General features: G+C 42.6%; 12 protein-coding genes. 9 read left to right on the top strand and 3 right to left on the bottom strand.

The window, feature by feature from the left end:
* Positions 1 to 57 precede the first annotated feature (57 nt).
* Entirely contained in the window at positions 58 to 846 is a 789-nt protein-coding gene (locus tag AC4MBN_RS04820) for an A1S_2505 family phage non-structural protein (protein WP_034580895.1), read from the top strand.
* A 56-nt stretch (positions 847 to 902) separates the two neighbouring features.
* On the opposite strand, the gene AC4MBN_RS04815 is transcribed toward AC4MBN_RS04820, so the two are convergent.
* Entirely contained in the window at positions 903 to 1,082 is a 180-nt protein-coding gene (locus AC4MBN_RS04815; RefSeq protein ID WP_004782731.1) for a hypothetical protein, read from the bottom strand.
* Positions 1,083 to 1,542: 460 nt separating this feature from the next.
* Here AC4MBN_RS04815 and AC4MBN_RS04810 point away from each other — a divergent pair, with 460 nt between their 5' ends.
* The 5 genes from AC4MBN_RS04810 to AC4MBN_RS04790 all read left to right on the top strand — a co-directional run bounded on the left by AC4MBN_RS04810 (position 1,543) and on the right by AC4MBN_RS04790 (position 5,921).
* Positions 1,543 to 2,622, top strand: a complete 1,080-nt coding sequence (locus tag AC4MBN_RS04810; protein ID WP_166137148.1) for an OmpW/AlkL family protein — start codon at positions 1,543 to 1,545, stop codon at positions 2,620 to 2,622.
* Between the two features lie 181 nt (positions 2,623 to 2,803).
* Complete coding sequence (locus AC4MBN_RS04805) at positions 2,804 to 4,018, top strand: MFS transporter (RefSeq protein WP_491880757.1); 1,215 nt, start codon at positions 2,804 to 2,806, stop codon at positions 4,016 to 4,018.
* Positions 4,011 to 4,145 carry a hypothetical protein gene (locus tag AC4MBN_RS04800; protein WP_277343749.1) on the top strand — a complete coding sequence of 45 codons (135 nt, stop codon included), beginning with the start codon at positions 4,011 to 4,013 and terminating at the stop codon, positions 4,143 to 4,145. The genes AC4MBN_RS04805 and AC4MBN_RS04800 overlap by 8 nt, the downstream gene beginning before the upstream one ends.
* Positions 4,146 to 4,330: 185 nt before the next feature.
* Positions 4,331 to 5,290, top strand: coding sequence for a TauD/TfdA dioxygenase family protein (locus AC4MBN_RS04795; RefSeq protein ID WP_312533799.1), 960 nt, complete (start codon positions 4,331 to 4,333; stop codon positions 5,288 to 5,290).
* Between the two features lie 301 nt (positions 5,291 to 5,591).
* Positions 5,592 to 5,921: a four-helix bundle copper-binding protein gene (locus AC4MBN_RS04790; protein ID WP_491880756.1), complete on the top strand. Its 330-nt coding sequence runs from the start codon at positions 5,592 to 5,594 to the stop codon at positions 5,919 to 5,921.
* Between the two features lie 99 nt (positions 5,922 to 6,020).
* Here AC4MBN_RS04790 and sthA read toward each other — a convergent pair whose 3' ends face one another.
* Positions 6,021 to 7,436, bottom strand: coding sequence for a Si-specific NAD(P)(+) transhydrogenase (sthA, locus tag AC4MBN_RS04785; RefSeq protein WP_005234884.1), 1,416 nt, complete (start codon positions 7,434 to 7,436; stop codon positions 6,021 to 6,023).
* A 217-nt stretch (positions 7,437 to 7,653) separates the two neighbouring features.
* Between sthA and lipA the strand changes: the two genes are divergently transcribed.
* From lipA to AC4MBN_RS04770, 3 genes are all read left to right on the top strand, one after another.
* Positions 7,654 to 8,667, top strand: a complete 1,014-nt coding sequence (lipA, locus tag AC4MBN_RS04780; protein WP_004782741.1) for a lipoyl synthase — start codon at positions 7,654 to 7,656, stop codon at positions 8,665 to 8,667.
* A 352-nt stretch (positions 8,668 to 9,019) separates the two neighbouring features.
* Positions 9,020 to 11,524, top strand: a complete 2,505-nt coding sequence (locus AC4MBN_RS04775; protein WP_491880755.1) for an acyl-CoA dehydrogenase — start codon at positions 9,020 to 9,022, stop codon at positions 11,522 to 11,524.
* A gap of 167 nt (positions 11,525 to 11,691) precedes the next feature.
* Positions 11,692 to 12,084: a carboxymuconolactone decarboxylase family protein gene (locus AC4MBN_RS04770; RefSeq protein ID WP_166137136.1), complete on the top strand. Its 393-nt coding sequence runs from the start codon at positions 11,692 to 11,694 to the stop codon at positions 12,082 to 12,084.
* A gap of 133 nt (positions 12,085 to 12,217) precedes the next feature.
* On the opposite strand, the gene AC4MBN_RS04765 is transcribed toward AC4MBN_RS04770, so the two are convergent.
* Positions 12,218 to 13,057: an NAD(P)-dependent oxidoreductase gene (locus AC4MBN_RS04765; protein WP_491880941.1), complete on the bottom strand. Its 840-nt coding sequence runs from the start codon at positions 13,055 to 13,057 to the stop codon at positions 12,218 to 12,220.
* Positions 13,058 to 13,101 lie beyond the last annotated feature (44 nt).

Raw genomic sequence — 13,101 nt, 5'->3', positions numbered from 1 at the left:
ACCCCTGCCCGTTTCAAAGGCAACATGAAATCAATCAGGATATCGAATAAAAAAGCCATGACTTACCATTATCACGATGAAAGTATTGTTAAATCTCTGCCAGAAAATACGGTATTTGTTTTCGGAAGCAACTTGGCTGGACAACATGCCGGAGGCGCAGCTCGAACAGCTTATGAGCATTTTGGGGCGGTCATGGGGGTTGGTCGTGGCTGGGCAGGCCAAAGTTATGCCATTCCGACTATGAATGAGCATTTGCAACAGATGCCTCTCTCACAGATCCAGCACTATATTGATGACTTTAAGATTTACACCAAGAACCATCCTAAAATTAAATATTTTATTACTTCGGTCGGTTGTGGCATTGCAGGTTATAAAGTTGAAGAAATCGCTCCGATGTTTAAAGGCATTTCTCACAATGTCATTTTCCCCCAGTCATTCCGGCCTTTTGTAGAAAAAGCGCTTCCGAAAATTACGTCGCAATTCCTGCATACTATCTTTCGGGATTCGGTGATTTTTACTCCGGCGACAGATGAGCTAATTGATGTTCTGGCACTGACCGATAATGAAAAGAGTCTGGCCAAGATTCTGCTCAATACTCAGATTTATCCAGTCGACAGCAATGGTCGTGATCGTGTATTCGAGATTGAAGATATTCTGCATAACCTGAATGGCAAGATTTTTGATTTCCAGAACAATTCTGAAGGTTCCATGCTGTTTGGTGCTGTGATTCTGGCGCTACTAGAACTTTATAATATCAATGAAAAAGACTTTATTGATGTCTGGAAAGGCGATCGTGAGATTGCCCCGCCAAAACCTGAAAATAAGGCGCGTAAAACAGTTCGCTAAGAAAATCTCAAATTTTACTCATAAAAAAGCCATGAACTTCATGGCTTTTTTATTTATTAACGTTTGCCCATTGAACGGCGTGTACCACGAGGTGGCATCCAGGTCCGATCAGCATAACGCTGCGGTTTAGGTCGCAGATCTTCCAGAACTTCATCTGAAGCAGATTGTTCTGCCTGTTTTAATGGAAAAGGTAAATTAACCAGTGGCTTTTTCTTGGGAGAATTTTGGGAGCTCATGCGCAATACTCAATAATTTATGCGGCTATTGTACAAAAAAACTCTATCTGCTGTGTACCATCGGTTAGCTAAATTTATTCAAGCTTTTTCTAGTGAGTTTAAAGCAGAAAATTTCCTGATTTCTTGTACAAATCACGTCCAGGATAGAAAGCTTAAATCATTATTTAAAACTTAGATTAATGAGAAAAATGTTACCCACTTATTATTCTATTACTTCTTATTCTATTACTTCGATAAAACTGAAAATTTTATAAAAATTAATATCCTATTTATCTTCACTATTCATAATAATTTTTACATAAATATATATTTTATTAATACAATTTATACAAACTTTGGCATTTTTTACTTTCTGTTAACTTTTCACTACTCGTTCTGTAACTGTGTAAATTGGTGAGATTTAACTAAATTGTTCAATAGAAAAACAAATAACTACCACGGACAAGGAGTCCTCTGAACAATGAAGACAATCATGGTATGCATGGCAGGTCTAGCCACATTACCCCTGCTTGCACATGCAGAATCCCCATATTTCAGCCTACAGGATGGCGATGGCTTTAAACGATTTTCCGTTTCAGTCGGTGCACTGCATGTCATGCCACAAGGAAAAGCTCAGCCCTTTCAAGTTAATACTGCTGTAAAAAATGGTGAAGTTGCCAGAAATGGTGCTATTCAAGTCGATACCGTATTGAATAACTTGAATTCTAATGTTGACCAAGAGGGTCTTGCAGCAGCATTAGAATTTCTGGGTTTTTTTACCGGTGGTGAATTAGGTAGTGGACTCAGCGGTAGTTCACGAATTCAAGGGTTGGAGGAGTGGAATAATCCAGGCACAGGTCTGGAAGCAGATGATGTCACTACCCTTGGGATTTTAAGTAATTACTTTTTTACCGATCACGTATCACTTGAAATGAAAGCCGGCATTCCACCCAAAGTGGACTTACAGGGCAAAGGAAAAATTTATGCTCCTTTCGCTGCGATCGCTACACCTCAAATCGGTAGTTTGCCTTTAGAATTCCTGAATATCGATCTGCAAAATGATATTTTTATTACTGATTTAGAAGCTCATGGTCCTGCAGCGTCAGCACGTGCTTGGACGCCTGCCTTTGAATTACAATATCATTTTGGAAAAACCGGAGTTAATAAGTTTCGCCCTTATGTCGGCTTAGGGGTAATGTACGCTTACTTTAATGAATTGGAGATTAACCCGCGTACTGAACAGGATTTGATTGCAGCCGGTCATATGATTGCCAATATCAAAGAAGGCAATGCCGGAGCTTCACTGGAAGGTAAACCGAGCAATGCCAATCCTACAGTAGATCTGGAAGCGTCTGATGCCTTTGCTCCTGTCGCGACTGTCGGCTTCACTTATGACTTTAATGATACCTGGTTCGCGGTAGGTTCTGTATCTTATGCTCATCTGAAAAATGACACCACGATTACGGTAACAGATGCAAATCTAGGTGAACTGATTCGCTCCAAAGCCGATATTGAAGTTAATCCAATTCTGGCCTATGCCGGATTCGGGATGCGTTTCTAATCAATTAATTCTTTCATTAAAAAAACTGAATACTTCAGAACAACGGCTACGGCCGTTGTTCTGTTTTCTGACGTTATATACAGCTATAAAAAAAATTTATCGTTTGATTAATTTTTATTTTATCGCCTCTCTAGGTTGAATCGAATACTATACCTATCAACTTTATATGCATGAATGACTTATGGCTGACAGTCAATTTTCCAGAACCCTGATTTTTATGCTGATTGGCGCTGCCATTATTCTGGCTTTATCTTTGGGGATTCGTCATGCATTTGGCCTATATCTGGTGCCAATGAGTGAAGAATTTGGCTGGGGTCATAATGTCTTTAGTTTAGCCATTGCCATGCAAAACCTGATCTGGGGTGCTGTTCAGCCCATTACTGGTGCCTTCGCTGATAAATATGGCAGCAAGATTGTCGTTGCCATTGGCGGTGCTTTATATGCGCTTGGCCTGTTATTGATGGCTGTCAGTTCAACCGGATTATTATTGAATCTCAGCGTCGGACTGATTTTAGGTCTGGCCTTGTCTGCCACCTCTTTCCCGGTTTTATTGTCTGCGGTTGGACGAGCTGCACCATCTGAAAAACGCAGTCTGGCAATGGGGATTGCCAGTGCAGCAGGCTCCTTCGGCCAGTTTATTATGCTGCCCTCAACGCTGTTACTTTTACAGAATGTCGGCTGGTCAGCAGCACTTGTCGTCAGCGCAATTTTAATCGCTTTGATTGTACCTTTGGCCTGGATGCTAAAAGCCCCGATGTATGTCGATCCAAATACTGTATCTACGCCGAATAAGGTATCTCTCAGCTTTAAACAGATTTTAGTGGTAGTCAAAAACCATAAGCCGTTCTGGTTTCTGGCGATGGGCTTTTTTGTCTGTGGCTTTCAGGTGGTCTTTATCGGGATTCACCTGCCGGGTTATCTGATTGATCATGGATTCAATGCTACAACTGGCACCATTTTCCTGGCGCTGGTGGGCCTGTTTAATGTTGTCGGTACCTATACGGCTGGCTGGCTCGGTGGAAAGTATTCCAAACCACGTCTGCTAATGGGCTTATACGGTCTGCGCGGGATTGCGATTATCGCCTTTTTGATGCTGCCTTTAAGCACCTGGACGGTCTATGCGTTTGGTGTCATCATGGGATTATTATGGCTTTCCACCGTACCACTGACCAACGGTATTGTTGCCAATATGTTTGGCGTGAAATATCTAACTATGCTCAGCGGGATTGTATTCTTTACCCATCAGGTCGGTTCATTCTTTGGCGGCTGGCTCGGTGGTGTAAACCATGACATGAGTGGCAACTATAATGCGGTATGGATGTTGTCGATTGCCTTAAGTATTTTTGGCGTACTGGTGCACTTATGGGTAAATGAGGAGCAAATCGTACATGACTGATTCGACCTTTCTGCTCAAGCTTTCCATTGCGGTAGCGATGGTACTTCTCCTCTCTATTTCTTTATGGCTCTGGAGCCAGACTCCAGAACTGTTTGAGTACTTTAATCAGGCGTTTTGTGCACATTAATTGTCAAATATTTGACATTTTTCAGCAGCTTTAGGACTTTGTTTTGCCATTTTAATTAAAAGATAACAAATCAATCATTTAGATATTTTTATTCGGTTTTTCATAAGTTTAGCAATTCTTGTGATTTTATTTTTGCTCTGGATTTTTTTAGATTTTCTGCAACAAGAAAATTCAGAGACTTTCCAATGACAAGCTTGACCCAACTTTCACAAGCCATTCACGATGCACCACGCTGGCATCAGCAAGATCAGTTCCAGAATACTGATGAAATTAAAATTGTCCCGCAGACAGATCAAGCCCTAGGCGCAGTGGTTTATGGCCTCGATGCCCGCAAAGCCCAATCTGGCGAAACCATCCTGCGTCTGAAGCAAGCTCTGGCTGAACATTTGATCCTGATCTTTAAAAATCAAAGTCTGGATGATCTACAGTATCTTGCCTTTGCCACCTATTTCGGTTCAATCTTCCGTCCAGATGCCGACACGCCAGTGCTGGCTTCTAAAACAGATACCGGCACTCCACCTGATGTCGTACCCGTTTCCAACGCAGTCGGTCAAGGGGATTACACCGGCCATGGTGAACTTGCCCCGCATGCCGATCACCAGTGGACACCTTTACCATCTTTTGGCTCTTTACTCTATGCCATTGAACTGCCAAAAGACGGTGGTCAGACGTCCTGGATTAATACCATCAAGGCTTATGAAGCATTGGATGAAGAAACCAAAGCACAAATCGATCAGTTACAGCTCATTACCTATAATCCATTTGTACGCTTCCAGAGCAATAAAGGTGGTAATGCTTATGCGGGTAATATGCCAAAATATCGCTTTAAAGATCAGCCAATTTTAGGTCATGCCTACCCGCACCCACTGGTACGTACCCATCCTGAATCTGGCCGTAAAGCACTTTGGTTAAATACTCATACCGAAGTTGAGTTGGTAAATTATGATGATCAGGCAGGCAATGAACTGATTGCAAAATTACGTGAGCATGTCTTAAAACCTGAATTCGCTTATGAGCACAATTGGGAAGCAGGCGATATCGTATTCTGGGACAATCAGGTTACTCTACATTCACGCCGTCCTTTCCCTGCTGATCAGCGCCGTTTATTAAAACGTATCAGCCTGGCAGGTAGTCGTCCATTTTAATCACCATAAAAATATAATAAAGAGAAAGGTCATTTAAGCCTTCGACAATAACGACTCATCATGTAGATTTTCCGCCATTGAGGAATGACCGCCTCAATGGTTTTATTTTTAAATTTTTAGTCATCCTATTTTGGGAATATCAGGATAGAGGTTTTAAATTAAATTTTTTAAAAATACAGCTTTTAACAAAATCGGCAATCGGATTACTTTTTCTCACTCAAACTGCCTAGTGTATTTTTCCTTTTCTGCTTAGCGTATTAAAAAAACAAGCCATTGCTATAGCTGCAAAAAGGAGAAGAAAATGAACGAGATTCAGTTTTCAGATTGTGTTCGCGCATGTATGACCTGCTCTCTGGCCTGTACTAACTGTGCCAGTGCCTGCCTGAAAGAAGAACATTTAGAAATGATGCGGGAATGTATCCAGCGCTGTCTGGACTGTGCTGATCTGTGTCAGCTCTGCGCCCGCATGCAACAAAAGCAATCTCCATTTATCAAAGAGATTTACGAGCTATGTGCTAAAGCTTGCGATTATTGTGTAGAAGAATGTGGCCATCATGAGGATGATCATTGCCAGCAATGTGCCGAAGCTTGCCGTCGCTGTGCTGAAGAATGCCGCAAAATGGCAGCTTAATCACTAGACTTACTGACCAGATTGAACTTTTTCAATCTATAAAATAAAAAACCCGCAAATCGAACTTGCGGGTTTTTGATCTAACCTGAATAAATCAAATTAGAATAAACGGTTCATACCATTCAATGTTGCCACACGATAAGCTTCTGCCATCGTTGGATAGTTGAATGTAGTTTCCACAAAATACTTGATCGTATTGTTCGGGCTGTTCATGACTGCCTGACCAATATGGATAATCTCTGATGCATTATTACCAAAGCAATGCACACCCAGAACTTCCAGCGTATCGCGGTGGAACAGGATTTTTAATTCACCAACCGTATCACCAGTAATCTGTGCACGCGCCAGATGACGGAAAGAAGCCTGACCCACTTCATACGGGATTTTTTCTTCAGTCAACTGCTGCTCAGTTTTACCGATCGAAGAAATTTCCGGAATGGTATAAATACCAGTCGGAATATCAGTCACCGGTGCAACGTCTTGTTCACCGCTCATGTTGGCACCTGCGCAACGACCTTGGTCATAGGCAGCAGAAGCCAATGATGGCCAGCCAATCACGTCACCTGCAGCATAGATATTTTCGACTTCAGTCTGATACTGCTCATTCACGGTTAATTGACCACGACTATTTGGTTTCAGACCAATATTTTCAAGGCCTAAACCGTCAGTATTCCCTGAACGGCCATTACACCACAGAATGGCATCAGCTTTAATTTTCTTGCCGCTTTGTGTATGCAGAACCACATAATCATCAGAAGTTTCAAGGAAGTCGATCTGTTCATTATGACGGATCAATACACCCTGTTCACGTAAGTGATAAGACAGCGCATCAGAGATTTCATCATCCAAATAGCTCAGCAGTTTTGGTTGGGTATTAATCAGGTCAACCTTATGTCCCAGACCAATAAAGATCGATGCATATTCACAACCAATCACACCTGCACCATAAATAATGATTTTTTGGATCGAGAAATCCAGATCCAGAATTTTGTCTGAATCAAATACACGTGGATGATTGAAATCCAGAATCTCTGGACGATATGGACGCGAACCAGTCGCAATCACCAGTTGCTGGAACATAATGGTTTCTTTTATGCCATCTGGTGTGAATACAAAGATCGTATTTTCGTCTTGAATGTAAGCACGACCATGATAGATATCAATCTTGTTACGGTCATAAAAACGTGAGTGAGTATCCACCTGCTGCTGAATCACTTTATGTGCATTGCGCAGTACCTGTTTCATGGTGAATTGTTTCCATTCACCTACTTTTTGAAACATTGGATCACGTTGATAACGGATAATGCTGGATACCGTTTGACGCAATGCCTTACTTGGAATCGTACCTACGTGAGTACAGTTACCACCCAGCTGTTCACGCATATCCACAATTGCAACACGCTTACCAGATTTGGCAAGTTTCATTGCCGCGCCTTCGCCCGCAGGGCCTGAACCTAGAACTACCGCATCGTACTTAACGAAAGTCCCACTAACGACCTCTTTTTTACGTGGCATTCAACGCTCCTTAAAATTTAAAAATTTTGCTTTAATCTACGCTATATTATGACGTAATTGCTGCCAATTTGGTGTATTTAACTTACATATATTGTGTGATAAGAACATTTTTTAAATGAATAATCCTTTTCGCCCTATTTCACTCGAGTTTCGTTATAATTAAAAAAGTGTTAACTTTGATTTATCTCCCTCCTTCAAAACAGTGGAAAAGTTATATATGTCTGAAAACCGTAAACCTGAACAGGGTATCAAACTTCGCGGCGCAGAAAAGGTCGCCCGTATTCCTGTAAAAGTTGTTCCTACGGTTGAAACGCCACGTAAACCGGACTGGATCCGCGTGAAAATGGCCGCTCCCGAGGAAGTTCAGCGTATTAAAACTACACTTCGTCAGCAAAAACTGCATACCGTATGTGAAGAAGCGGCCTGTCCGAACCTGCCTGAATGTTTTGGTGGGGGTACAGCAACCTTTATGATTATGGGTGATATTTGTACGCGTCGCTGTCCGTTCTGTGATGTAGCACATGGTCGCCCAAATGCACTCGATCCAGACGAGCCGCGTCATATGGCAGAAACGATTGCCAACCTGGGTCTGAAATATGCAGTCATCACTTCAGTAGACCGTGATGACCTGCTGGATGGCGGTGCACAGCATTTTGTGGACTGTATTAAAGAAGCACGTGCTTTGAGTCCAAAGACTTTGCTGGAAATTCTGGTACCTGATTTCCGTGGTCGTATGGACATCGCTTTACGCATCATGACTGAATGTCCACCAGATGTGTTTAACCACAACATTGAAACTGTGCCACGTTTATATAAAGCCATGCGTCCAGGTTCTGATTATCAGCACTCTTTAAATCTGTTGAAAATGTTTAAAGATTATTGCCCAGAAATTCCAACCAAATGTGGTTTGATGGTCGGTATTGGTGAAACTGAAGAAGAAGTTCTCGCTCTGTTAGATGACCTGAAAGCGCATGACGTAGATTATGTAACGATTGGCCAGTATCTACAGCCATCTAAACAGCATGCACCAATCGACCGTTTTGTAACGCCAGAAGAATTCGAACGTTATGCAGAACATGGTCGTAAACTTGGCTTTAAGAATATCTGGTCAGCACCGATGGTACGTTCAAGTTACTTTGCAGATCGTCAATACTATGGTGAACCGGTTCCGGAAGTACGTCGTAAAGTTGATCCTGCAAAAAAAATCGCTGTACAGGCGATTGAAGCTTAAAATGACTTAGATCAAAGCCCTCTCAAGTAGAGGGCTTTTTTATGCCTAACTAAATTTATATTTGTTCACTTTTTAATTATTTCACCTACCCTCTCTTAGAGATTAAGTTATTACTTATCTTCACATTTCTTTGCGTGTTCTCACTTGAAGACTGCGCATTTTTCAAACAATCTCAAAAACAGATAAAACACTTCAATATATCGTTGAAATATTTAATAACGATCGTTCTCACAAGAACAATTGTGAATTTGCCAGTTGCTTAAGCGATGTAAAAAAAATTGATCAAGTCTTAAGAAGACACCTTAGGGAGATCGGCAGCATCACAATTGTATGACCCTGGAGAAATATAACAATGCTATTTATTTTCGCCGTACTTCTTCTCATTGCCAGTTTATGGGCGATTTTCTTTTTTCAACTCTCCCGTACCCCTGGTGCAATTACCCTGATTGTCATGTCAGTGGTTTGTGCCTTTATCAGTCCTTGGTCACTGATTCTGGGTATTCCCCTGATCCTGATCAGTCTGGTCGTCATGATCGAACCTTTGCGTATATCTTTCATTTCCAGGCCAGCCTATAAGGCTTTAGCGGATGCCATGCCAAGCATTAGCCCGACAGAACGTGAAGCTTTGGATTCTGGTACCAGCTGGTGGGAAAAAGAACTCTTTATGGGTGCACCGAACTGGGAAACCTTTAATAGCTATCCTTATCCAAAACTTTCCATTGAGGAACAGGCATTCTTGGATAACGAAGTCGAAACGCTGTGTAGCATGCTGGATGAATGGGAAATTCATGAGAAGAAAATGCTGCCTGAACATATCTGGCAATATATTAAAGATAATGGTTTCTTGGGACTAATTATTCCCAAAGAATACAGCGGTCGTGCCTTTAGTTCCTTTGCTCAAAGCCGGGTGATGAGCAAAATTTCTTCACGCTCTCTCACTGCTGCTGTGAGCTGTATGGTGCCTAACTCTCTCGGGCCGGGTGAGCTACTGCTGCATTACGGTACTGATGAACAGAAAGATCGTTATTTACCCGGTCTGGCCAAAGGTGAAGAAATCCCATGTTTTGGTCTGACCAGTCCTGAGGCCGGTTCAGATGCCGGTGCGATTCCAGATACTGGTGTCGTGTGTTATGGACAGTTTGAAGGTCAGGAAGTCTTGGGATTGAGAATGAATTTCTCCAAACGCTGGATTACTTTGGCACCGATAGCCACTGTAGTTGGACTGGCTTTTAAAATGTATGACCCTGATCATTTACTCGGTGATAAAACAGATTATGGGATTACTTGTGCCTTGCTACCGGCCAATCATGAAGGGGTAAAAGTCGGTCCACGACATAATCCTGGCTCCCCTTTTATGAATGGCACTGTTGAAGGTAAGGATGTATTTATTCCTTTAGACTGGATCATTGGTGGTGTGAAAAATGCCGGTAAAGGCTGGCGTATGCTGATGGAATGTCTAGCGGTTGGTCGTGGTATCTCCCTACCGGCTTTGTCTACCTCCAGTGCTGAAATGACTTATCTGAATGTCAGCGCGTTTTCGCGAATCCGTCAGCAATTCAAGATTTCGGTGGGTAAATTTGAAGGGGTTCAGGAAGCCAATAGTGAAATTGCCAGTGATGCCTATATGCTGGAAGCATTCCGCTATTTAGTGACTTGTGGTCTGAATCAAGGTGGTAAACCGGCAGTCATGACCGCGATTGCCAAATACTACGCCACTGAGACCATGCGTAAAATTGTTAACCATGGTATGGATGTCGTGGGTGGTCGTGCGATTCAGATGGGGCCTCGTAACTTCCTGGCTCTCAACTATCAGGCCATTCCAGTATCGATTACAGTTGAAGGCGCCAATATTCTGAGCCGTTCATTAATGATCTTTGGTCAAGGTTCGATGCGTTGCCATCCTTATCTGTATGAAGAATTACAGCTTCTGCAAGCTGAAGACCCGAAAGCCGCTCTGAATCCATTCGATACTATGTTGTTTAAACATCTGGGTTATACCTTTAACCGGACTGCCCGCTCTTTTGCCTATGCTTTTAGCGGGGGTTCAAGTGCTGCGCCACAAAGTGCGGTTGATTTTACCCGTCCTTATTACAAGATTATTAACCGGCTCAGTGCTAACTTTGCCCTGACTGCAGATATGTGTCTGGGTTTACTTGCCGGTGATATTAAACGCAAGGAAATGCTTTCTGGTCGTCTGGCTGATATCCATGCTCATTTGTTTATTGCGACGGCAATCCTAAAATTCTTTGAACATAGCAAAAAAACTGAAGCTGAACGTCTGCATGCACAATTGGCAATTGAGAAATCTTTATATACCGCTCAGGAAGCGTTTTATGACCTGTTTGCAAACTTCCCGGTTGGGGTTGCTGCTGGCATGGTCAAACTCATCTGTTTCCCATTTGGCCGACCTGTCGCGAAGCCATCTGACCGACTTAAACAGGAAGTCGCAAATGTCATGATGGAAGATAACGCTTTCCGGAAGGTACTGAAAAAGCATGTTTTCTATAGCACAGCAGAAGATGATGTGAATGGCCGCATGGAATCAACCTTCACCATGTTACTGGAAATTGAGCAGCTTTGGGATCGCTTTAAGAAAGCCGAAAACAAAGGTCAATTTAAAGGACTTAGTTTTGCTGATCATGTGGCTGATGCGCATGAACAAGGCTTTATTAATGAAGAAGAAGCCAATAAGTTACTGCACTATAATGCGCGTCGTTATGACAGTATGTTGACCGATGTCTTCGATCTGTATTTACAGGAAGTATTGGAGCTGGAAAATCCTCATATTTCAAAAGCAGATGCAACAGGTACCGATACTTCAGTTCAAAGTGCACCTTCACATTCAACCAGTCCTTGATAGATCTCTTATCTAAATCGGATCTTGCTTTCCAAAGTGAGGTTATTTCTTGACTTCACTTTGGATATCTCAAGTGGCTATTCAGCCACTTTTTTACGACTATTGCACGATGGTATTTACGGCATAAAACGTTAAGCTAGGACCCATAATAAAATTGAGGGTCAATGATGTCACAACAAGATTATGAAAATGGCTTGAAAGTCCGTACTGAAGTGATGGGTGCAAGCTTTGTAAAGCGCGCTCAAGACAATACAGTTCCTTTTACCCAACCTTTACAGGACTGGATTAATGAACATGCTTGGGGTTCGACCTGGCAACGTGAAGGGGTTTTACCACGTAAATACCGTTCTTTAATTACCATTGCTTTTCTGACTGCGCAAAAAAGCCCGACTGAATTGAAAGGCCATGTTCGTGGCGCTTTGAATAATGGGGCAACAGTAGAAGAAATTCAGGAAGTGCTACTCCATAGCCTGCCTTACTGCGGTGCCCCTGCTACTCAGGAAGCCTTCCGTGCAGCGCTTGAAGTGATTCAGGAATATCAGACAAATCAGCAGAATTAAGAACTGCCTAGGCTATTTAACTGGCTTATCAATAATAAAGCCGGGAATTAAAATTCCCGGCTTTTTAAATTTTAAACTGATATATCTATAGCTATAACGTCTTTAACACTGTCTTTAATATTGTTTGAAAAGATTATCCTCTTAATTCAATTTGAGTACGTTGCTCCAAGCCTTGCACCGCCGCGGAGAAATCCAGCTGGCTGGCCTGTGGCTTGGAAATCTGCTGAAACTCCTGCTGAACCAAAGACATCACCGTTAAATCCAGTTGCTGTTGCTGCACCAGTTCCAAGGCAATACCAATATCTTTCTGCAATAAATCCAGCGCAAAGGTCTTGTGAAACTCACGGCTCAGTACACGCTGCGCCATGATATTTTCCGACATGCTGCTTTTACCGCTAGAATGATTAATACAGTTTAGTGCACTGCTTAAATCAACTCCCTGTCCTTTCAGTACAGTCAGCCCTTCAGCCAATGCCCATAAATGAGTCGCCATTAAAGTATTATTTACAGCCTTTACCGCAAAGCCAGAACCACTTTCTCCCACATATTCAATCAGGCCGGCAAAGGCATCAATGATCGGTCGGGCTTGTTCAAAGGCTTGTTCATTGCCTCCGACCATAACGGTTAAAGTGCCATGTTCCGCTCCAATGGTTTGCCCAGAAACTGGCGCATCCAGATAAAAACTGCCTTGTTGCTCCAAGTGTTTCGCCAGTTTCTCTGCAGATTCTGGCACCCCACTGGTACAGTCAATCCAGATTGCACCTTGTTTGGGTGGATAGGCTGCAATTAATGCTTCCACATCCTGACTGGTCGGCAAACAGGAAAAGATAAAATCTGCCTGAACTGCCTGCTCAATACTCACCGCCTGTGTTGCAAAAGTTTCAGCATGCGCTATAGCTTTCTGTTCAGTCCGGTTCCAGACCCAAACCTGATGTCCGAGTTTTGGCAAATGGGAGGCCATATGCCAGCCCATTGCCCCGAGTCCTAAAAATGCAATTGTATGACTCAAAAAATACT

The organism is Acinetobacter sp. CAU_H_60, assembly GCF_058599385.1.
This window is presented reverse-complemented; position numbering and strand designations above follow the sequence as displayed.

Excerpts from the sequence above, each read along its gene's own strand:
- sthA (WP_005234884.1), bottom strand. The coding sequence starts at position 7,436 with ATGCCACGTAAAAAAGAGGTCGTTAGTGGGACTTTCGTTAAGTACGAT.
- AC4MBN_RS04775 (WP_491880755.1), top strand. The coding sequence starts at position 9,020 with ATGCTATTTATTTTCGCCGTACTTCTTCTCATTGCCAGTTTATGGGCG.
- lipA (WP_004782741.1), top strand. The coding sequence starts at position 7,654 with ATGTCTGAAAACCGTAAACCTGAACAGGGTATCAAACTTCGCGGCGCA.
- AC4MBN_RS04815 (WP_004782731.1), bottom strand. The coding sequence starts at position 1,082 with ATGAGCTCCCAAAATTCTCCCAAGAAAAAGCCACTGGTTAATTTACCT.
- AC4MBN_RS04790 (WP_491880756.1), top strand. The coding sequence starts at position 5,592 with ATGAACGAGATTCAGTTTTCAGATTGTGTTCGCGCATGTATGACCTGC.
- AC4MBN_RS04805 (WP_491880757.1), top strand. The coding sequence starts at position 2,804 with ATGGCTGACAGTCAATTTTCCAGAACCCTGATTTTTATGCTGATTGGC.
- AC4MBN_RS04820 (WP_034580895.1), top strand. The coding sequence starts at position 58 with ATGACTTACCATTATCACGATGAAAGTATTGTTAAATCTCTGCCAGAA.
- AC4MBN_RS04765 (WP_491880941.1), bottom strand. The coding sequence starts at position 13,057 with ATGGGCTGGCATATGGCCTCCCATTTGCCAAAACTCGGACATCAGGTT.
- AC4MBN_RS04795 (WP_312533799.1), top strand. The coding sequence starts at position 4,331 with ATGACAAGCTTGACCCAACTTTCACAAGCCATTCACGATGCACCACGC.
- AC4MBN_RS04770 (WP_166137136.1), top strand. The coding sequence starts at position 11,692 with ATGTCACAACAAGATTATGAAAATGGCTTGAAAGTCCGTACTGAAGTG.
- AC4MBN_RS04800 (WP_277343749.1), top strand. The coding sequence starts at position 4,011 with ATGACTGATTCGACCTTTCTGCTCAAGCTTTCCATTGCGGTAGCGATG.
- AC4MBN_RS04810 (WP_166137148.1), top strand. The coding sequence starts at position 1,543 with ATGAAGACAATCATGGTATGCATGGCAGGTCTAGCCACATTACCCCTG.